The 18,840-nt window shown below is 42.8% G+C and carries 20 protein-coding genes, 1 tRNA gene and 1 other RNA gene; 5 read left to right on the top strand and 17 right to left on the bottom strand.

What is annotated here, in order from left to right:
• Nucleotides 1–38 precede the first annotated feature (38 nt).
• A complete protein-coding gene (locus ACKTT1_RS06995; RefSeq protein WP_412709063.1) occupies nt 39–1,034 on the top strand; it encodes an ABC transporter permease in 996 nt (331 codons plus the stop codon).
• 11 nt (nt 1,035–1,045) lie between these two features.
• Here ACKTT1_RS06995 and rnpB read toward each other — a convergent pair.
• The 12 genes from rnpB to ACKTT1_RS06935 all read right to left on the bottom strand — a co-directional run bounded on the left by rnpB (nt 1,046) and on the right by ACKTT1_RS06935 (nt 8,875).
• Nucleotides 1,046–1,402, bottom strand: an RNA gene (rnpB, locus tag ACKTT1_RS06990) — RNase P RNA component class A.
• A complete protein-coding gene (locus ACKTT1_RS06985; protein WP_412709062.1) occupies nt 1,396–1,851 on the bottom strand; it encodes a ribonuclease HI family protein in 456 nt (151 codons plus the stop codon). The genes rnpB and ACKTT1_RS06985 overlap by 7 nt, the downstream gene beginning before the upstream one ends.
• The gene (locus tag ACKTT1_RS06980; protein ID WP_412709061.1) at nt 1,823–2,542 is read right to left on the bottom strand and encodes a zinc ribbon domain-containing protein; all 720 of its coding nucleotides are present in this window, start codon (nt 2,540–2,542) and stop codon (nt 1,823–1,825) included. Before ACKTT1_RS06980 ends, ACKTT1_RS06985 begins: the two co-directional genes overlap by 29 nt.
• Complete coding sequence (locus tag ACKTT1_RS06975) at nt 2,535–3,659, bottom strand: Nif3-like dinuclear metal center hexameric protein (RefSeq protein WP_412709060.1); 1,125 nt, start codon at nt 3,657–3,659, stop codon at nt 2,535–2,537. The genes ACKTT1_RS06980 and ACKTT1_RS06975 overlap by 8 nt, the downstream gene beginning before the upstream one ends.
• Nucleotides 3,660–3,678: 19 nt before the next feature.
• Nucleotides 3,679–3,753, bottom strand: a tRNA-Ile gene (locus ACKTT1_RS06970).
• Between the two features lie 19 nt (nt 3,754–3,772).
• Nucleotides 3,773–4,495, bottom strand: coding sequence for a bifunctional phosphoribosyl-AMP cyclohydrolase/phosphoribosyl-ATP diphosphatase HisIE (gene hisIE, locus ACKTT1_RS06965; RefSeq protein WP_412709059.1), 723 nt, complete (start codon nt 4,493–4,495; stop codon nt 3,773–3,775).
• Entirely contained in the window at nt 4,495–5,274 is a 780-nt protein-coding gene (gene hisF / locus ACKTT1_RS06960; protein ID WP_412709058.1) for an imidazole glycerol phosphate synthase subunit HisF, read from the bottom strand. Before hisF ends, hisIE begins: the two co-directional genes overlap by 1 nt.
• Before the next feature lie 4 nt (nt 5,275–5,278).
• The gene (hisA, locus tag ACKTT1_RS06955; protein WP_412709057.1) at nt 5,279–6,007 is read right to left on the bottom strand and encodes a 1-(5-phosphoribosyl)-5-[(5-phosphoribosylamino)methylideneamino]imidazole-4-carboxamide isomerase; all 729 of its coding nucleotides are present in this window, start codon (nt 6,005–6,007) and stop codon (nt 5,279–5,281) included.
• A complete protein-coding gene (hisH, locus tag ACKTT1_RS06950; protein ID WP_412709056.1) occupies nt 6,004–6,612 on the bottom strand; it encodes an imidazole glycerol phosphate synthase subunit HisH in 609 nt (202 codons plus the stop codon). Before hisH ends, hisA begins: the two co-directional genes overlap by 4 nt.
• 14 nt (nt 6,613–6,626) lie before the next feature.
• Nucleotides 6,627–7,226 carry an imidazoleglycerol-phosphate dehydratase HisB gene (gene hisB, locus ACKTT1_RS06945; RefSeq protein WP_369019016.1) on the bottom strand — a complete coding sequence of 200 codons (600 nt, stop codon included), beginning with the start codon at nt 7,224–7,226 and terminating at the stop codon, nt 6,627–6,629.
• A 16-nt stretch (nt 7,227–7,242) separates the two neighbouring features.
• On the bottom strand, nt 7,243–8,322 hold the full coding sequence (locus tag ACKTT1_RS06940; RefSeq protein WP_369019017.1) for a tetratricopeptide repeat protein: 1,080 nt from the start codon (nt 8,320–8,322) through the stop codon (nt 7,243–7,245).
• A 13-nt stretch (nt 8,323–8,335) separates the two neighbouring features.
• A complete protein-coding gene (locus ACKTT1_RS06935) occupies nt 8,336–8,875 on the bottom strand; it encodes a hypothetical protein (protein ID WP_369019018.1) in 540 nt (179 codons plus the stop codon).
• A 235-nt stretch (nt 8,876–9,110) separates the two neighbouring features.
• Between ACKTT1_RS06935 and ACKTT1_RS06930 the strand changes: the two genes are divergently transcribed.
• Nucleotides 9,111–9,785, top strand: coding sequence for a hypothetical protein (locus tag ACKTT1_RS06930; RefSeq protein ID WP_412709055.1), 675 nt, complete (start codon nt 9,111–9,113; stop codon nt 9,783–9,785).
• 15 nt (nt 9,786–9,800) lie between these two features.
• Here the strand turns inward: ACKTT1_RS06930 and ACKTT1_RS06925 are convergent, their stop codons facing one another.
• Nucleotides 9,801–10,607: an MBL fold metallo-hydrolase gene (locus ACKTT1_RS06925; protein ID WP_412709054.1), complete on the bottom strand. Its 807-nt coding sequence runs from the start codon at nt 10,605–10,607 to the stop codon at nt 9,801–9,803.
• A gap of 147 nt (nt 10,608–10,754) precedes the next feature.
• Between ACKTT1_RS06925 and ACKTT1_RS06920 the strand changes: the two genes are divergently transcribed.
• Nucleotides 10,755–11,285 carry a nucleoside-triphosphatase gene (locus ACKTT1_RS06920; protein ID WP_369019021.1) on the top strand — a complete coding sequence of 177 codons (531 nt, stop codon included), beginning with the start codon at nt 10,755–10,757 and terminating at the stop codon, nt 11,283–11,285.
• Here ACKTT1_RS06920 and ACKTT1_RS06915 read toward each other — a convergent pair.
• The gene (locus tag ACKTT1_RS06915; protein WP_412709053.1) at nt 11,275–12,387 is read right to left on the bottom strand and encodes an HD-GYP domain-containing protein; all 1,113 of its coding nucleotides are present in this window, start codon (nt 12,385–12,387) and stop codon (nt 11,275–11,277) included. The genes ACKTT1_RS06920 and ACKTT1_RS06915 overlap by 11 nt on opposite strands.
• A 754-nt stretch (nt 12,388–13,141) precedes the next feature.
• Between ACKTT1_RS06915 and gdhA the strand changes: the two genes are divergently transcribed.
• Together gdhA and ACKTT1_RS06905 are read left to right on the top strand one after the other, a co-directional pair.
• On the top strand, nt 13,142–14,500 hold the full coding sequence (gene gdhA / locus ACKTT1_RS06910) for an NADP-specific glutamate dehydrogenase (protein WP_412710566.1): 1,359 nt from the start codon (nt 13,142–13,144) through the stop codon (nt 14,498–14,500).
• Nucleotides 14,501–14,716: 216 nt separating this feature from the next.
• Nucleotides 14,717–15,952 carry a 2,3-bisphosphoglycerate-independent phosphoglycerate mutase gene (locus tag ACKTT1_RS06905; RefSeq protein WP_412709052.1) on the top strand — a complete coding sequence of 412 codons (1,236 nt, stop codon included), beginning with the start codon at nt 14,717–14,719 and terminating at the stop codon, nt 15,950–15,952.
• 3 nt (nt 15,953–15,955) lie between these two features.
• On the opposite strand, the gene hydE is transcribed toward ACKTT1_RS06905, so the two are convergent.
• From hydE to nifS, 3 genes are read right to left on the bottom strand one after another with little or no spacing between them, the layout of a single operon-like run.
• On the bottom strand, nt 15,956–17,026 hold the full coding sequence (gene hydE, locus ACKTT1_RS06900; RefSeq protein WP_412709051.1) for a [FeFe] hydrogenase H-cluster radical SAM maturase HydE: 1,071 nt from the start codon (nt 17,024–17,026) through the stop codon (nt 15,956–15,958).
• A complete protein-coding gene (gene nifU / locus ACKTT1_RS06895) occupies nt 17,016–17,402 on the bottom strand; it encodes a Fe-S cluster assembly scaffold protein NifU (protein ID WP_369019030.1) in 387 nt (128 codons plus the stop codon). The genes hydE and nifU overlap by 11 nt, the downstream gene beginning before the upstream one ends.
• A gap of 17 nt (nt 17,403–17,419) precedes the next feature.
• Nucleotides 17,420–18,565 (bottom strand): cysteine desulfurase NifS, encoded by a 1,146-nt coding sequence (gene nifS / locus ACKTT1_RS06890; RefSeq protein ID WP_369019031.1) that lies wholly within the window; start codon nt 18,563–18,565, stop codon nt 17,420–17,422.
• Between the last annotated feature and the right edge of the window lie 275 nt (nt 18,566–18,840).

Raw genomic sequence — 18,840 nt, 5'->3', positions numbered from 1 at the left:
ATAATTTTCTGGTTGATCGATGGATTGGGGGGAAGAGCATGGCAAAATCTACTTCTCGTCAACTTGAGGCGAGGGGAAAGAATAGAAGCTTTACTTACGAGCATCGTTCTCAACTGGGAGCAGGAGCTGTCCTGGTTGCCGTACTGGTCTTATTCATTATTGGTAGTCCTCAAACTTTTCTTTCTTCAAAAATCTATTTTGCCTTTATGTCTACGCTGCCTTTTTCGGCGATTATGGCACTTGCTTTGACCCTGGTGGTAATCAGTGGAGAGATGGATCTTTCTTTTCCTGCCATCATGGGGTTTTGCGGATTTGTTTTTACCATGGTTTTTCATGCTTCTCAAAGCTTTATTATTGCCTTGCTGGTGTCTCTTCTGGTAGGTTTAGGAGCAGGCGCACTAAATGGTTTTTTAATAGTGGGTTTGGGGTTACCTTCTCTGGTTACTACCATTGGTACTCAGTTTTTCTGGGCAGGTCTTACGCAGGTTCTAAGCGGTGGACTGGGTAAAACCCTGGTTCCTGCTAAAGGGAGTTTTCTTTTCAACCTTCTGGTAGGCAGGGTAGGGGGAAAATTTCCTATGCAAACCTTGTGGGCAGTGATTATTGGTGTGCTTATCTGGTTTGTTTTGAATCGTCACAGATTGGGAGCGCATATATATTTTGTTGGAGATAATCCCCATAGTGCCCGGGTCATGGGCGTTAATGTAGAGAGAGTTAAGCTTATTGTCTTTACTCAAATGGGTCTCTTTTCAGCTTTTGCTGGAATCTTAGCCAGTTTGGAGGTTCTCTATTTCTGGCCCACTCTTGGGCAGGGTTACCTTTTGAAAACCATCGCTGCCGTGTTTTTAGGGGGTACGCCTGTGGAGGGCGGTATAGGTACAGTTTTTGGCACTTTTATTGGAGCTGTGGTTATTGGGATGCTGGAAGCAGGGATTATTGCAATGGGTATGACGGGGTTCTGGACGCAACTTATTTACGGTCTCATTATTGTTGTTTCTATCGCTTTGCATTCCGCTATCCGCAGGAGGGAGTAAATAATAAGGAATGGGGAGGTAAACCTGTAAGCCGAGTTCTGTCTTCCTTCCTTTTAAGTAAGGAATGGCAACCATCTATCTGGGGAAGCGGTTACCCGCTTCCTCAAGCGGCCAACCCGAAGGTCAGCGAGCAGCCTCATCCCTTCCTATTTGGCCTTGCTCCGGGTAGGGTTTGCCAGGCACGTCGGTCACCCGACGCCCGGTGGGCTCTTACCCCACCTTTTCACCCTTACCTCCAGACGGAGGTGGTATGTTTTCTGTGGCACTTTCCTGGGGTTGCCCCCACTGGGTGTTACCCAGTACCCTGCTCTGTGGAGCTCGGACTTTCCTCAGGAGGGTTTCCCTCCCGCGGTTGCCCGGTTTACCTCCCCAACTGGGGTAACTCTATTTTGTTTTCAATTATTCCCGAGGCAAGTGAATCCGTGTATTTATTTTGTTCCCGTGGTATGTGAAGTATTCTGAAGCTGTCGAAATATGCGATGAGTCGTTGTGCTTTCTGGTAAAGGGGTTTTAGATTAGGCGAGCTTACCCTGTATTTTCCCTGAATTTGCTGTACCAGGAGTAAGCTGTCTGAGAACACTGTTATACGGGAAAATTTCAAGCCTTTTGCCCTTTCGAGGAGTTTTATTAAACCCCAGTATTCGGCAGCGTTGTTTGTAGAACGACCCAAGTAACCAGCTTCTTCAAAAATGATTTTCCCCTGCGGATTGCAGATACAAAAAGCATAGGAGCTTTCGCCGGGATTGCCTTTTGATGCACCATCCGTGAAGGCAAATACTTCTTTGTCTTTAGTGTTTAGGCAGAAGAAGTCTTCCACAGTTGGGGCACCGTACTATTTCTTTTTTGCGAACCTGTTTGGCGACTATGGTTGGCACTTGCAGATTGCAGCCCTCGCATATTCCCTGGTTTAGCTCGACAATCGCCGGTTCAACGAAGCTGGAAATTATTTCCTGATAGCTTGACAGGATTTCTCTGGGGAGAAGGTCAAGGATTTTCTGTCTCTCAGAAGAAAGAGATTCTTCTTCGCTTCGCAGATAAGCGATTTCTTTTTCCAGCTTTTCCAGTATTGCTTCGATTTCAGCGCTTTTTTCTAAAAAAAGTTTTTTCTCTTTCTGAATTTCTTTTTGTAGTACTTCGATTTTTTCCATTCTTTGAAGAGTTTCTTCTTCCAGCTCAGATTGTTGTTTTTCTAATTTTTCCATAGATTTTTCCCACTGAGTCAGTTCTTTAGCGGAGGTTATTTCTCCACTGTATAGTTTTTCTCTGGTAGACTTAAGTCTTTCTTCAGTTTCCTTTAATTCCAGTTCCCAGTGGTGAAGCTCTATTTTTTCTTTTTCAAGGTTTTTTTGCTTATGTTCAACTTGAGATTTGAGATTTGAAAGCTCTTGCTGCAAGCTTTTCAATTCCTGATCTTTGCGTTTAATCTTTTTCTCTACTTGCTTGATTGAAGAGTCAAGCTTTCTTAGCAAAGAGAGTTTTTCAACGTCGCTCATATCTGCTTTATTCATCGTGATAGCGGTTCTCGCTTTCAAAAGTTACTTTTAATCCTTTTTCCATAGCTTTCTTTTGAATCAAATTGGTCACCGATTGCATAGCAATCCTTTCGCCCCGGCCATGAGGAAGCTGGATAAAGCTTATGTTCTTAATTTTAAGCTCTTCTATATCATGATGAGAAAGGTCTCCGCTTATGAAAAGGTCCACCTTTTCGTTGTTAAGGCTGTTCAGGAACGACTTTCCACTTCCTGGCAGTATGGCTATTTTGACGACGTTTTCGCAATTTTTTGAATAAGGTTTTTGAACCAGAATTTTCTCGTCGATAAGGCGTTCTATTTTCACACTCAGAGCTTCAAGTGAGATTGGGTTGTCAAGCTCTATGAGCCTTCCCAAACCTGCATCAGGCTTGGCAAAGGGAAAGAGAGGATAAACGTCGACAGCTGGTTCTTCGTAGGGGTGAGCTGTGAATATGGCATGTAACACTTCCGCAAGTAAGTTTTCCTCAACTCTCACTTCGAAACGTAGTTCACGCACTCTTTCATGATTGCCAGCTTCACCTATAAAGGGATTGGCACCTTTTTGAGGGGTAAAAGTGCCAATGCCTTCTGTGTAGAAACTGCACTCACTGTAATTACCAATGATACCGGCTCCAGCCTGGAAAGCCGCCTGGGCTACTCTGTCAAGGTGTTCTTGAGGTACAAAGGTAGTGATTTTAAAGTATTGTTTGTTTATTTTGTGGGGGAAAAGAGGCTTTTTCTTTCCTTGCAGCTCAAGGAGCTCTATCCATTGATCGGCCAACCCCTCTGGTGCACAATCCAGGTTGGTGTGGTGGCTTAATACGGTTACTCCATTCTGGTAAAGCCTGAGCAACATCGAAACATAAGGGTTTTCGATGTCCAGTTTTTTGATTGGATTCCAAATTGGGGGATGGTGGAGGTAAAGGAGGTCGTATTCTTCTTCCACAACTGTATGAACTAAGGAAGGGTTCAGCTCCAGCGCTACCAGCACTTTTTCTATGGGTTGGGATAAAGAAACTGGTTTGACAAGTAAACCTATGGGGTCGTTTTCGAGGGAAAATTCTGGAGGAAAGAGTTCTTCCAAGAAAGCTACTACTTTAAAAAGTGGTTCCATTCATGCCTCCCCTGAACCATGGTGGGTCCACCCGGATTCGAACCAGGGACCGACCGGTTATGAGCCGGCTGCTCTACCGCTGAGCTATGGACCCACGAGCATCATAAATATTATCACAGACTTTGTTTCTTATCAAGAGTTTCGGCATTGACACTGGCAACCTTTTTCTTATTCGACCTTCTTCTTTGAAGCTCTAAAAGTACATCATCCCATTCGATTTCTTCTTCACAGAGAAGAACCATAACATGATACAGGAGATCGGCTACTTCCCAACAAAGGTGCTTTTTGTTTTCCGCGGAATTCTGATTTTTTAGCGAGGCAAGAATGACTTCAGTAGTTTCTTCGGATACTTTGCGAAGAATTTTTTCCTTTCCTTCTTTAAAGAGTTTTGCTGTGTAGGAGTTGTCTGGTGCTTGCGTTTTTCTACTTTTGATTACCTCGAAAAGTTCAGAGAGAAAAGCGGACAGAGAATAAGGAGGTAATTCCGAAGATGGGTTTCCAACTTTTTTCCAATCATTAATCGGACGGTGAAAGCATGATGGAAAGCCCGTATGACAGGCTACTCCTTGCTGTTCCACCTGGATTAAGAGACAATCGTTATCACAGTCTACGTAAATGCCTCTGACGAACTGATAATGGCCACTGGTTTCTCCTTTGTTCCATAGTTTTTGACGGCTTCGACTGTAGAACCAGGTTTTTCCTGTTTCTAAGGTTTTTGAAAGAGCCTCCTGGTTCATGTAGGCCATCATCAGCACTTTACCACTTTTTGCGTCTTGGACAATGGCTGGAATAAGCCCCTTTTCGTCAAATTTAAGAAGTTCGATCAATTCTTGCATTAATCTTCAATCCTCACCGGTATTCCGCGTTTTTGGAGAAATATCTTGGCTTCAGGGATGGTGAAGCGTCGAAAATGAAAAATCGAGGCTACCAATGCAGCATCGGCCTGACCTTCCCGCAAAACAGCCGAGAGGTGTTCCAGCTTTCCAGCGCCTCCTGAAGCAATAACTGGAATTTTGACTTTTTCAGAAATTTTGCGAGTGAGGCTTATGTCGTAGCCAGATTGCGTGCCATCGGTATCCATGCTGGTTAGCAGTATTTCCCCTGCTCCCAGTTTTTCTACTTGTGCAGCCCACATTAAAGCGTCTTTGCCAGTTGGAGTGCGGCCACCATTGATGAAGACCTCCCAGTAGCTTTTGCGAGTAATTCGGTCCCAGGTCCTTTTTACATCTATGGCTACCACCACACATTGGCTTCCAAACTTTTCTGCAAGTTCACTTATAAGTTCAGGCTGTAACACTGCCGCCGTGTTGATAGATATTTTATCTGCACCTGCTTTTAGCAAGTTACTAACATGCTCTACAGTGCTTATACCTCCTCCTACAGTAAAGGGGATAGTCAATACTTCGGCTACCTTTTCGGCCACGTGGACCATGGTTTCTCTTTTCTCGTATGATGCTGTGATGTCCAGGAAAACCAGCTCATCTGCTCCTTCTTCTTCATATCTTTTGGCAAGTTCTACTGGATCACCAACGTCTTTTATGTTTTCAAAGTGAACGCCTTTTACTACCCTTCCGTCTTTTACATCAAGGCAGGGAATTATCCTTTTGGCGAGCAATTTTTCATTCCCCCTGTATAATTTTTAACGCTTCGCTATATTTGATCTTACCGGTGTAAAGAGCCTTACCAAGAATTGCACCCTTTACCTGATGATCCATTGATTTCAGTGTTCTTATATCTTCCAAAGAGGTTATCCCTCCAGCTATGAGAGGATGTACTCCACTTTCTTTCACAAACTTAGTAATAACTTCCTTCCGTATGCCTTTTAAGGTGCCGTCTCGAGTAATGTCAGTGAAAATGAAGTTTTGAACACCTTTCCGTTTCAGTGCTTTGGCAATTAGGGAAGCACTTAGAGGAGCACTTTTTTGCCAGCCGTGAATGGCCAGACTTCCGTTATTGGTAACGTCAAGACTCACCACCAGTGTTTCTGGGTTTTCCTCAACCAGCTTTTCAAACAGTTGAGGATCATCGTGTATTACGCTTCCCAAAACAATTCTTGAGGCACCGACTTCTAAATAAAATTTAAAGGTTTGGTAGTCTCTGATTCCTCCTCCCACCTGGACCGGGATTTGAACTTGTTTAATTATTTCAGCAATTATTTTCTTGTTTTTAGGTTGTCCCTCTTTTGCTCCTTCAAGATCTACTACGTGAAGTAGTGGAGCGCCCTCTGCTTCCCACTGCTGAGCAATCTGAAGGGGAGAGTCGCTAAAAATCGTTTTCTGACTGTAATTTCCCTGTTTGAGGCGAACTACTTTCTCGTTTATGATATCGATGGCTGGTATTAAAATCACTTCAACATACACCTTACCCAGTTTTCGAGAAACTTCATGCCCCAGGTCGAACTTTTCTCAGGGTGAAATTGAACTCCCCATATGTTGTCCTGGTTAATAATCGCCGGAATAACCAGGTTGTAATTACATATTCCTATTATTGGCTGGTCGTCGGCTGGCAACACATAATAGGAGTGAGCAAAGTAAAAAAATCTACCCTGGGGAATATCTTCTGTAAGCTCTGTCTTTTTTTTGAAATATATGCGGTTCCACCCTATGTGGGGAATTTTATTGGTGGGGGGCAACTTGCGTACTTCCCCCTGGATGAGGGAGAGACCTTTTGCGTGAGGAGATTCCTGGCTTCTTTCAAAGAGAATTTGCATTCCCAGGCAAATCCCCAAGATAGGCTTACCTTCGTCTGCGTTTTTTAATATGACATTGATAAGCTCTTTTTTTTGCAGGTTTTCCATAGCTTCTCCAAAGGAACCAACTCCTGGTAGGACAATTGCACTCGCTTTTTCAACTGTTTCAGGTTCACAGGTGATTTGGGTTTCCTGTCCCAACCTGTTCAAGGCTTTGGAAACACTAAACAAGTTTCCGATACCGTAATCGATAATTGCTATCATGACTTACCTCTCTCCTATAGAATTCCTTTTGTTGAAGGTATTTCCTGTTTATTCGCTATTTTCGAAGCTTCTCCCAAAGCTTGTCCTAAAGACTTAAACAGAGCTTCCAAACAGTGATGCGCGTTTTTACCCCACCATATTTTAGCATGAACCGTGATTTTTGCATTATTAGTGAATGCTCTCAAGAATTCTTCTATCAGGGGTATTTCGAATTCTCCGACTCTTTCTCCCAAATTTGGTGTTTCCAGGTACAAAAAAGGTCTGCCACCCAAATCTACAACGCTCATCGCCAAAGCCTCGTCCATGGGAACCATCGAAAAAGCAAAACGTTTTATGCTCTTTTTTTCACCAAGGCATTTGAGAAATGCTTCTCCCAGAACAATCCCTGTATCTTCAACAGTATGGTGTTGGTCCACTTCAAGATCACCCTTGGCTTTTAAAACCAGGTCCCATCCGGCATAAAAAACCAGGGTTTTTAAGAGGTGAGGGAAGAAAGGAATTTCCATGTGAATTTCCGAGCTTCCGCTTCCTTCCAGATTCAGCTCAAGTTCAATATTGGTTTCCCGAGTTTCTCTTTTGTGGAATGTCTTTCTTTCCAGCTTAAGCCACCTCACTTTGTGATTTAGAAGTTTAAAAGTAGAAATTAATGCCTGACCACCATTGAGGAGCCTCTTTCTCTAATTCCTGGTTGGATAGAATGATGCCCTTCCATTCCCAGCCGTAATTTTCTTGGGCAATTAAAAGGTACAGTATGTTGTATTCTGAGTCGGGCCAGTTGCTGATTTGCATAGTATAAAAACCGTTGGTGGAAGCTGGTTTTTCTATCTCAATATTTTTTGCCACCTTCAGTTTTTCTTCAAAGTAGGGCTTCAGCGATTCAAACTCCATTACTTCAAATTCACTGAAAATTTGTCCTACCCAGAAATCTCCTTTTCGGGCAAGCTTTTCCAGACTTGAAACATTGCCTGATAAGAAAGCGGCTTCAATTTCTTTGTATAGAAGGGTAAGAGTTTTTCTGCTCCAGTTTGGTTCACTATTAAGATATTTTATTTTGAGTGTGGCTAATTTGCGGTAAAAAGGGTCTGTTGCTTGGCACAGTATTTCTTGGTAAATGGCAAGAGCCCTTTCTCTTGCCCCCAATTTTTCGTAACAATTTGCCATTTCGTTCATTATCGCAAGCTTCCTCTCGTTCTCAGGGAAGTGCGAAAGGATATTTTGATACACTCCCAGAGCCTCCTGGTAACGTTTCTGGACATGGTGAAGTATGTAAGCAAAGTCTTCCCAGGCCTGTTCCCTTATCCGGTAAGGATCAGGCAGGCCTTCGGGAAAGTTCAGAGCTATTTCTTTCAGCAGTGACAATGCTTGATCAAAATTGTGACTTTCTTCTTCGGTTTTTGCTATCCAGTAAAGAAAGAGATAGGACTGGTAGGCTTCAGGAAACTTTTCAATGTACATTTTTAATACTTCAACAGCCTTTTTGTCTTCTCCTTCTTGGAGGTACAGGTTGTAAAGTGTTTCCACTACCTGAGCTAACTCTTCTGGTTCTTCAACATTAAGCATTTTTTCCAGCATGTCGATAGCTTCCCGGGTACGCCCTTCTTCAAGCATGATTTGAGCCTGGTCCAGCAAATCAAGAGCTGAAGCAGACCATAAAAAGAACGCAGTGAGGAAGGGCACCGAAAGCCAGATGAGATGAATTAACTTTTTCAACGTTGGCCTCCTTTTAGTGGTAAGAAAAGAAAAGGTAGTCAACAAAGGAACTCATCACAAGGGCCACCTGTAAAGGTGTGGTGACTTTCCGATGGTCTAATTCCACTATGTCCATTGCAACAATCATTTTATCTCTTTTCATAAGTTCTCTAAAGAGGGCTTCAAGCTGGAGTTTAGTTTTTTCTAAACTCTGCTTCTTGAAAGAGGGGTATCTCGCAAAATGCGAGAGCCCGTAATCTATGTCCCAGGATAAGTAGTAGTATCCAGAGGGTAATTCGAAATTGATAGACGAATCTACCGAGACCAGAAATATTTCTTCTTCTTTTAGTATGTCATGTTTCAATAGGTGAATTAGGAAGTTTCCTTCGTGGATTTCGGGTCTTTCTTTTTTGGGGAGGTTGAACACATCAAAATGGACGTCGAGCAAAAGGAGTTTTAGTGGGAGGTCAGGAAATCTTTCCTTTATGGTTTGTATCGCCCCACCTGTGAAGGAGTGTTTTTCGGAAAGAAAAAGGAGACGCTTTTTAAAGAGGTCTCTTATCGTAAAGTTCATGCAAATTTGGCCTGCTTCAAAATCATCTATTTTTGCGGGTTGTTTGATTATTAGGGTACGTACTGGGGAGAGGAATTTGCTCAACCAAAGTGCAGTGCTCAGCAAGGCTTTTTTTTGGGCAAAGGTTGGCGAGACAACCATATAATAATTATGCATATCCCTTTATGAGAGAGACTTGCCAACATTTTTTTAAACGGGTATATTAAGTATATCACAACTTGATGGAGAAACAGACATGTTGAACTTTGATTTCTGGACGGAGACCAAAAGAAGTGCACGCTTTGTTGCCAAGAATCCTACTTTATGGATAGTTTCTTTGTTGCCGGCCCTGCCTTTTGTGGCGGCAAGTCTTGTCGCGGCAAGAGGTAGCGTGGGTTGGTGGTTTTTCGGATTATATCGCTTGGGACTTGGTTTTGGCCTGTTTTTGCTTGGCAGCGTGTTATCTATATTGGTGGCTGCTCTAATTATGATTGCTGCCTGGGATTATAGTTATCGTTCGATTGTCGATTTATGGAGAGCTTTCAGAATGATTGGTGATCGCTTTCTGGAAATTTTGATTACCGCTTTAATTATCAGTTTTGTGGTAGGCTTTTTCTCAGTGTTTTTTATTTTTCCGGGTCTTTTCTTTGCTTTTTTGCTGCTTTTTGTTTTACCAGAGGTAATTATTGATGGCCGAGATCCCTTTTCTGCTTTGCAGGCCAGTTTTCATTTGGTGCTCGAACACCTGGGTGAATGTTTCGCTTTTTTCGTGGGTTTATTATTTTTCGCTTTGGTTGGTTTGCTTTTGGGTTGGGTTTTTAGCTTTGTGCCTATAGCTGGAGTTATACTGGGAACTTTAATCATTGCTGCCCTTTTGCCTTTTCTGACCACGCTTTTGACCCGTTTTTATCTTTCGCTAACCCGTTACTGAAAAGCACCTATGTAGTCATGTAGTGCGTTGCATAGGGTTTTTGAAGATGCTTTCGAGGTTGAGTTGCATTCCATCTCGTGCTGCAACGACCTGGATGCCGGTCTTCTGGCTTATTTCTTCTGCTATCTTCCAGGGTTTATTAAGGATTACCTGCATACCAAAGTGAGTGATAACGGCCATTCTGGGTTTAATGGCCTTAACAAGTTTTTCGACATCATCAGCATTGAGGTGCATTACTGCATTTACATTGTCTGGTTTAATTCTTACCATGTTGATAATCAGGAGGTCACTTTTTTGATATGCTTCCTGAAGTTTTGGATTGTATAGAGTATCTGTAATAAAGGAGACCGTAAGGTTATCTCTAAGGTAGAATTTAAATCCGTAAGTTTCTACCGGATGCCAGTGTCGACAGGGGGTGGTAAAACGTAAGTTCCCGATGCTATATTCTTTTCCCTCTTCAAGCAGCACAATTTCCTGAAGCACGGGGGTCAAATAGCTAAAAAGCACTTTTTCTCCCTCGAGAGCGTCTTTGGGAAGGAAAACTATGCCTCTTTTCTTTGTGTTGCCTTCAGTCATTGATTCGACCATAATGTTCAGGTCGTTCGCATGGTCTATGTGGCGGTGTGAAAGGAGTATTGCCGAAAGCTTCCATGGTTCAAGCTTAGGTTTACTGTTCAGGGCTTTGACCAACGCTCCTGGTCCAGGGTCTATAAAGAAAGCAACTTCGTTATGCTGGAACCATATGCCACCCGAAGCCCGGATTTGCTTAGAAACCACTATTCTTGCTCCAGCAGTTCCCAGAAATTTTATGAAGGTTCCCATTTGCCAAAAAATTAACGGAATATTTGTAAAAAGTCAACTTTGGCTTTTTGCGTTCTGGTTTTCAAGAATTGCTTCATGAAGGGAGTTGGTGGAAAATACTAAGGAGGTGGTTTTCTAGTTGTGAAGCTAAAAGCGAGGGATAAAACTTTGAATAAGATCCTTGTTTTGGGAAAGCCGGGAAGTGGCAAAACTACTTTGGTAAAAAGGATTAGCAGTACTTTTCCAGGGGTCTTTACAGGTTTTTTTACTGAAGAGGTGAGAAGGGGTGGAAGAAGGATAGGCTTTTCTGTGGAGACGTTGGCCGGGGAAAAAGGAACTCTCGCTTCTCAGGATTTGTCTTCCCGGTTTTACGTGGGGCGCTACCGCGTTGATTTGGAAAGCTTTGAGCGCGTAGCCCTTCCTGTTCTTGAGAAAGCGCTAAAAGAAGGTAAGCCCTGCCTGGTCGATGAGGTGGGAAAGATGGAGCTTTTTTCTATCTCTTTTCGAGAGCTTATTCTTGCGCTCTGGGATTCTCCACAACTGGTTTTGGCAACTTCGCGTTTCCCAATCCTTACTTGGGTTGAGAAAAACTTGATTTTTGAGAAACAACCTCTGACAATCTACCTTTCAAAAGAGAACCGCGAACAGTGTTATTTGACTCTGAAGGAGCGGTTGAGACACTGGTTATTCAATCCTTGAGTCTGATTTTGCTTTTGGAGAGGAGTTCTTCGGTAATGGTTAAGGTAGTAATTCTGGCAAGATCCACTTCTTCAGCAAGCTGGGGTTTTCCTTGTTCATCTTCGACTTTTATTCGTACTTTTGGTCGGAAAGGCAAGACGGGGTTGAGCTCTGAAACTATTGCTTCTCTTCCATCAGAAAGCTTTACCAAATCTCCTACCTGATAGGGGGAGATGTGGCGTATAAATGTTTCCACCACTTCCATGTTTAACTTATAGCCCGCATTACCCATGAGATACTCCACGACTTCGCCAATAGGTAATCCTTTTCGATAGGGTCGGTCAGAAGTCAACGCTTCGTATATGTCTGCTACGGTAGTTATTTGGGAAAGAAAGTCGGTTTCCTTGCTACCAAGACCAAGGGGGTAACCGCTCCCGTCTATTTTTTCATGGTGCTGGAGTGCAATTAGTTGTGACTTGCTGCTATTCAAGCTGGTTTGTTCTTCGAGAATCTTTTTGGCGTCAATGGGGTGCCTTTTAACTACTGAGAGTTCTTTTTCGTCGAGTTTTTTGGGTTTATGCAGTATCTCAACGGGTATTTTCAGCTTGCCCAGGTCATGTAACAGCGCTCCCAGACCTAAGATAAGGAGTTCCTGCCTGGAAAGATTTAAGAATTTACCGATGAAGAGCGATATGACGGCCACGTTAAGAGAGTGAGTAAAGGCGAAATCGTCATACTTTTTGAGCTGAATGATTGGTACAACCAATCCTGGGTTAAGCTCCACTGCCTGGATGAGATTTTCGGTATCTTTTTCAAGTACATCCAAGTTCACTTGTTTGCCCTGAGCCAGATCTTGCAAGGTGCTCTGAAGATCTTCGAGTGTTTCTTGTTTGAGTTGAAAAGGAACATCCTCTTTGGCGACTACAGACTCTTCTTCAACAACTTCTGCAATCACAAACGACCGGTTCAATTCATACAGGGATTGCAGAACCGGCCTGGTTAATCGACTTCCAGCTCTAACAAGTATTCTTCCATTCTGGTCAACAAGAGAATAAGGGCATACCGAATTTTCTTCAAGGTCCTTTAAGGGTACTAAAACTCTACGAATGCGCTTTTTGGCCATAAATTTTTGATTAAATTTCAGATGTATTTTATTAACACGTAAAATAGTTTATCAAACTTTTAACTTGAATTTGTCTTTTCGTTCTTAATGAGGGAATAAACTTTTAAAAATCAATCGAACTAAAAAAGTTCTATGCTAAAAATTACGGAGTGATAATTTTAATTGAAAAAGGAGAGAATGCACTTACAACTCAGTGTATGGATACAACCTATGCACATTCTGAGGAGAAAGGAAATACGATTTGTGAAGGAGAATATCCATTTGTCTTTTTTAAGAAGTGAAGGTGGTGAATGTAAAAAAAGAGAAGGAGAAGATATTGTACTTTCAGACTGAAGTGGAACCCAGAAGAGGCCTCACTGCTTCAGCGCAGCTTATCTCTCTTTCTGGGAAGGTTGATATCCCTTTTCCCCCTCGTTCAATTCTACGCTTATTAGCATGTTCCTGTGTAACGCTCCTCCTTTTTGTGCGATTTTACTTGAACTTAACTTATTCCTGAAAATTGATTCTGCAATCGTTGGTATAGAGGTTATTAGGGGTTGTCTACTGGTAGGTTCTATGCTAAAATCTTTTCAGCACTAAAGGTGGTGCTGTTGGGAACAAAGGCGTTCCCCAAGTATTTGGGGAACGCCTTTTATTTTATAGAGAGTCAAAACACTTAGGGATGACTTGCAACGCGCTTGCTTGTTACTTGTTTATTGTTTAAACAGGCGAAGACCCTAGGTGGTGCACTTTGAAGATGGAGGAGGATGGTAACATGCCACAAATTGATGATGTAATTGCTAAGGTAAAAAGCCTGGATAAGGACCAGCCTGAGTTTATTCAGGCGGTGACCGAAGTTTTGACAACCCTCAAACCAACAGAGGAGAAACACCCTGAGTTTGTAAAAGCAAAAATTTACGAAAGGATCGTAGAGCCTGACCGGGTAATCATGTTTAGGGTTGTTTGGGAAGATGATAAGGGCGAGGTTAATGTTAACAGGGGTTTTCGAGTTCAGTTTAACAATGCTATTGGGCCTTACAAAGGCGGATTGAGATTTCATCCGTCAGTTAATCTTGGAATTATCAAGTTCCTGGGTTTCGAGCAAATTTTCAAAAATTCTTTAACAACGCTCCCTATGGGTGGTGGCAAAGGGGGTTCAGATTTCGATCCTAAAGGAAAGAGTGACCGGGAAGTGATGCGGTTTACCTATGCCTTCATGAGGGAGCTTTTCAGGCACATAGGTCCTGATATAGATGTTCCTGCAGGAGATATCGGTGTTGGTGCTCGTGAGATTGGATTTATGTATGGTTATTATAAAAAAATTGTAAACGAGCATACCGGTGTCTTGACAGGAAAGGGCCTTGAATATGGAGGAAGCCTTATAAGACCGGAAGCAACGGGTTACGGCCTTATATATTTTACTTCAGAAATGCTTGCAACTCGTGGCATGGACCTTGCAAATAAAGTTATAGCGGTAAGTGGCTCTGGTAATGTAGCTCAATATGCAGTTGAGAAGGCTATCCAATTGGGAGGCAAGGTTATTACGTTGTCGGACTCAAACGGCACGATAGTTGATGAAGAAGGTATTGATGCGGGTAAACTTGCCTTTGTTATGGAGTTGAAAAATGTAAAACGTGGAAGAATTAGAGAATATGTAAACCAGTATCCACGCGCTAGATATTTTGAAGGAAAATCGGTATGGGATGTGATAAGAGACGAAGGGTTCCGAGTGGATATCGCGCTTCCATGTGCAACGCAAAATGAAATTGATGCAAGCCATGCAAATGCTCTTGTAAAAAGTGGAGTTGTTGCAGTGGCAGAGGGAGCAAACATGCCCTCGAATCTTGAGGCTATCGATATATTTAGAGAAAACAGGGTGCTTTATGGTCCTGCAAAAGCAGCTAATGCGGGAGGAGTTGCGGTTTCCGGTTTAGAGATGAGCCAAAACAGTATGAGGCTACAATGGTCAAGAGAAGAGGTAGACAATAGGCTTAGAGATATTATGAATAAAATTCACAAAACTTGTCTTGAAGCGGCAGAAGCTTATGGTCATCCTGGTGACTATCTGTTTGGTGCGAATATTGGGGGCTTTATAAAAGTCGCGAAGGCAATGCTTGCATATGGAATAGTATGAACCCAGGCCATTTCAGCCACCTGTAGTTTGCAGCTTGGCTATGCAGGTTACAGGTGGCTGATCTCCATTAAAGTAAGGTTTTTCATGTTTTTTTCTTGCTTCTGACCCTTTTTAGGTAATATGTTTATTGGTAACTCCTTTCTTTTTTTGGCCCTTTCCACTTATATGATAATATAAGCCTTAGCTCTATATATTTTTATTTAGATGTTGGGTTCAATGAAAGGAGTGATTTTTGTGCCAGATGTTCTTGAGAATTTGAAGGATCTTTTTAAAAAGGGCAAAAGCAAAATGGTACTTTTGGTAGCTGATGGTTTAGGCGGAATTCCGCACCCCGATTTTGACTTTAAAACAGAGCTTGAAGCAGCCCATACTCCTAACTTGGACCGGTTGGCTCAGCGTAGCGTGCTGGGGCTTATGTATCCGGTGAATTACGGTATCACTCCTGGTAGTGGCCCAGGTCACATTGGCCTTTTTGGTTACAATCCCGAGGAATTGATTATTGGCAGGGGAGTTCTCGAGGCTCTTGGCGTTGGCATGGCTCTTGGTCCAAATGATGTGGCAGCACGAGCCAACTTTGCCACTCGTGATGAGCAGGGCTTAATAATTGATCGTCGCGCGGGCCGCATTCCAACAGAGGAATGTGTGCGCCTGGTTAACCTTCTAAGCGAAAACATTGGTGAAATTGAAGGGGTCCAGATTTTGCTTAAGCCAGGCAAAGAACATCGTTTCGTAATGGTGCTGAGAGGAGAGGGACTGGGTGACAGGATTAAAGACACTGACCCTCAGAAAGAAGGACTTGCTCCTTATGCTCCAGAAGCTTTGGATGAAGCTTCACAAAAAACATCCAGAGTGATAAAGCAGTTTTTGGAAAAGGCTCAGAAACTGCTTTCTACCGAAAAGAAAGCCAATGCTATTCTTTTGCGAGGTTTTTCTAAACCTCCTGTGCTTGAAAAGTTTCCTGAACGTTATGGCGTGCGTTCCCTGGCTATTGCTATTTATCCCATGTATAAAGGTATTGCCAGGCTTTTTGGATTTGACACTCCGGAGTTAGAAGGAACCTTTGAAAATGAAGTTGAATATCTGGAAAAGGCCTGGAATGATTATGATTTCTTCTTTGTGCACTACAAAGACACCGATAAAGCTGGTGAAGATGGTAATTTCAAGCGAAAAGTGGAATGTATAGAGTATTTCGACCAGTTTATACCGCGTATTTTGGAGCTTAAACCTGATGTTCTGGTCATCACAGGTGATCACTCTACGCCCTCTTTGCTGGGGAGTCATTCCTGGCATCCCTCTCCGGTGCTTCTTTTCTCTCCCCATGCAGGGTGTGATGAAGCTTCGCGCTTTACAGAAAGAGAGTGTAGAAAAGGTTACCTTGGCCATTTTCCTGCTCGAGCCTTAATGAGCTTAATACTTGCAAATGGCCTGCGACTTGGAAAATACGGAGCCTGAATTTTAAGAGTGAACCCGGCTACGGTTTTTGAGGCTGTGGCCGGGGTTGGTAGCTACTTTCCGACCCATTTTTTCGACCATTTTCTTCATGCAGGGAATACAAGCTCCCCAGTTTTCCTGTATGCAAATTTTCCCGGGATAGATTTCGTAGCTTGAACGGTAAGCAAGCGGTGTCAGGTTGGGCATCAATACGTTCGCTCCACAGCGGAGAGCCAATTCCCTACCTCCAGCAACCAGGGTTCCCAAAGCAGTAGTGGCTGGAATGTGGGCATTCTTGGTCAGAATTCGAGTTAGAGCAACGGTTTTCAAAGTTAATTTGAGTTTTAGCTGGGTGTCTGTATGGTGCTGGCCAAGCGGTGTTGAAGGATGGGGTATGAAGGGGCCAATACCTATCATGTCAAAGTCCATTTTTTGGAACATTTTGATATCGTGCGCTAAGTGTTTAGTCGTTTGCCAGGGAAGACCAACTATGTTTCCGCTTCCAGTTTGAAAACCTATTTCCATGAGTTTTTGTTGGCAGCGAAGGCGCTGGTCAAAATCGTCATCGGGATGCAACTTGCTGAATAATTCTCGGTCAAAGGTTTCCTGTTTCAAAAGAAACCGATCAGCCCCTGCTTCCCTCCATATTATGTATTCTTCCTCTTCCCACTCCCCTACGCTCAGGGTTACGGCAACGCCGAGCTTTTTGATTTTCCAGATGAGTTCAGCAAGGGTTTTTGCATCGTAATGGAGGTCTTCACCAGACTGGAGTACTATGGTTTGAATACCCAGACGGTGAGCCCTTTCAGCTACTGAAAATATTTCCTCGGGTGACATGCGAAATCTTTTGAGGGTTTTATTGTCTTTACGCAGTCCACAGTAGAGACAATTTTTGCGGCAAAAGTTGGAGAACTCTATCAAGCCTCTTAAATGGACTTCGTCTCCCACATACTCCTTGCGTTTCTGGTCAGCGAGTTGAAAAAGTTCCTTTTCCAGTTCTGGATCCTGGGCATCCAGAATTTCTGCTATTTCTTCCTCTTCCAGGTCTTCTATAGCTGATAATTTTTCAAGAAGGTTTTTCCATTTACTCAGCATTTTTTGAGGCTTCCTTTCTCTGGAGGTAGTCTTCGATGGCTTTTTTAATGGCTTCCTCAGCAAGTACCGAGCAGTGGATCTTGTTTTTGGGTAATCCATCCAGGGCTTCCACTACGACTCTGTTGGTTACTTTTAAAGCTTCCTGAAGGGTTTTCCCCTTAATCAATTCGGTTGCGATGGAAGAAGTGGCAATAGCAGCACCACAGCCGAAAGTTTCAAATTTGGCGTCTTTGATGATTCCGTCCTCTATTTTGAGATAGATGGTCATTACGTCACCACAAATGGGATTTCCAACCTGTCCTACCCCATCTGCATTTTCAATCCTGCCCACATTGCGCGGATTGCGAAAATGGTCCATAACTTTTTCGCTGTACATTTTACTCAACCTCTTTTTCAAATTTTAAAGGGAGAAAAGCTCCTTAACCTTTCCACTATTTTAGGAAACACTTCAAGCACGGTTTTAATTTCCTCTTTGGTGGTATATTTTCCAAGGCTAAATCGCAAAGAACCGTGAGCTTCTTCAGGTGGTATTCCGCAAGCTAAAAGAACATGTGAAGGTTCCAGAGAGCCAGAAGTACAGGCTGAACCACTGGATGCACATATTCCTTCCAGGTCGAGGCTCAGGAGCATGGATTCGCCTTCCACATATTTTACAAGAACCAGCGAGGTGTTATGAATACGCGCCGCATTTTCAGAAACGATTTTGATTTCTGGTATGCGCTCTTTGATGCCCTTTTCCAGCGTGTTTCTAAGTGCTTCTATTTTAGAAATTTCTTCTTGCATCTCTTTACGAGCAATAGCTGCAGCTTCCCCCAATCCTACTATGCCGGGGACGTTTTCGGTGCCTCCTCTTAACCCTCGTTCCTGATGTCCACCTATAATTTGCGGAGCCAGCTTGATTCCTCTTTCTATGTACAGAAATCCCACTCCCTTGGGACCATAAAATTTATGGGCCGAGGCGGAAGCGAGATTTACTCCTATTTTTTTAAGGTCGACAGGGATTTTGCCTATGCTCTGCACGCAATCAGCGTGAAAAGGTATTTCATACTCTTTACTGATTTTAGCAATTTCTTTGATAGGTTGGATGGCGCCGGTTTCGTTATTAACATGCATTATGGAAATTAAGGTGGTATCTTTGTTTATGGCTTTGCGTACATCTTCAGGGTCAACCACTCCCTGATGGTTCACCGGTAAAAAAGTGACCTGGAAACCTTCTTTTTGTAACGCTTTGCACACTCTCAGTACTGCTGGATGTTCTATAGAAGAAGTGATAATGTGCCCTTTCTTTTTTTTGTAAGCAATTCCCTTGATAGCCAGATTGTTGGCTTCAGTTCCCCCGGAAGTAAAGACAATTTCTTCTGGCTGAGCATTGATTAGTTCGGCAATTTTTTTTCGGGACTCTTCAATAGCCTTTCTAACGGTTTGTCCAGGAGTGTGAAGAGAAGAGGGGTTAGCAAATTGTGCTTCCAGATAGGGTAGCATTGCTTCTTTAACCCTGGGATCACAGGGGGTAGTTGCATTGTAATCAAGGTAAATCATGGGAAATCCCCCTTAAGATTTTAATTCTACTAAAACTATAGAAATAGTAATTGAGAACATTGTATATCACCCTTTGTCTTTAGTCAAGAAAAAAGCCCTGTTTCAGGGCAACACGGTGGTGAAGGCAATTTTAGTGAATTTTCGAACTCTTGGACAAGAATGCGTGAAATTTAGTTTTGTCGTGAATTTTTTCTCTTGACCTGTTAAAAAAGATCTTCTAAAATGTTTAAGAAATTTAACATGATAAATTTTTCACTTAAGGAGGCAAAATTATC

The sequence above is a fragment of the Atrimonas thermophila genome (genome assembly GCF_045864955.1).
GTDB lineage: Bacteria > Atribacterota > Atribacteria > Atribacterales > Thermatribacteraceae > Thermatribacter > Thermatribacter velox.
This window is presented reverse-complemented; position numbering and strand designations above follow the sequence as displayed.

Bases quoted from the DNA above. Each gene is read 5' to 3' on its own strand.
- ACKTT1_RS06995 (WP_412709063.1), top strand. From the start codon at position 39: ATGGCAAAATCTACTTCTCGTCAACTTGAGGCGAGGGGAAAGAATAGA.
- ACKTT1_RS06980 (WP_412709061.1), bottom strand. From the start codon at position 2,542: ATGAATAAAGCAGATATGAGCGACGTTGAAAAACTCTCTTTGCTAAGA.
- ACKTT1_RS06975 (WP_412709060.1), bottom strand. From the start codon at position 3,659: ATGGAACCACTTTTTAAAGTAGTAGCTTTCTTGGAAGAACTCTTTCCT.
- hisIE (WP_412709059.1), bottom strand. From the start codon at position 4,495: ATGCAAGAATTGATCGAACTTCTTAAATTTGACGAAAAGGGGCTTATT.
- hisH (WP_412709056.1), bottom strand. From the start codon at position 6,612: ATGATAGCAATTATCGATTACGGTATCGGAAACTTGTTTAGTGTTTCC.
- ACKTT1_RS06935 (WP_369019018.1), bottom strand. From the start codon at position 8,875: ATGAACTTTACGATAAGAGACCTCTTTAAAAAGCGTCTCCTTTTTCTT.
- ACKTT1_RS06930 (WP_412709055.1), top strand. From the start codon at position 9,111: ATGTTGAACTTTGATTTCTGGACGGAGACCAAAAGAAGTGCACGCTTT.
- ACKTT1_RS06925 (WP_412709054.1), bottom strand. From the start codon at position 10,607: ATGGGAACCTTCATAAAATTTCTGGGAACTGCTGGAGCAAGAATAGTG.
- ACKTT1_RS06915 (WP_412709053.1), bottom strand. From the start codon at position 12,387: ATGGCCAAAAAGCGCATTCGTAGAGTTTTAGTACCCTTAAAGGACCTT.
- gdhA (WP_412710566.1), top strand. From the start codon at position 13,142: ATGCCACAAATTGATGATGTAATTGCTAAGGTAAAAAGCCTGGATAAG.
- ACKTT1_RS06905 (WP_412709052.1), top strand. From the start codon at position 14,717: ATGAAAGGAGTGATTTTTGTGCCAGATGTTCTTGAGAATTTGAAGGAT.
- hydE (WP_412709051.1), bottom strand. From the start codon at position 17,026: ATGCTGAGTAAATGGAAAAACCTTCTTGAAAAATTATCAGCTATAGAA.
- nifU (WP_369019030.1), bottom strand. From the start codon at position 17,402: ATGTACAGCGAAAAAGTTATGGACCATTTTCGCAATCCGCGCAATGTG.
- nifS (WP_369019031.1), bottom strand. From the start codon at position 18,565: ATGATTTACCTTGATTACAATGCAACTACCCCCTGTGATCCCAGGGTT.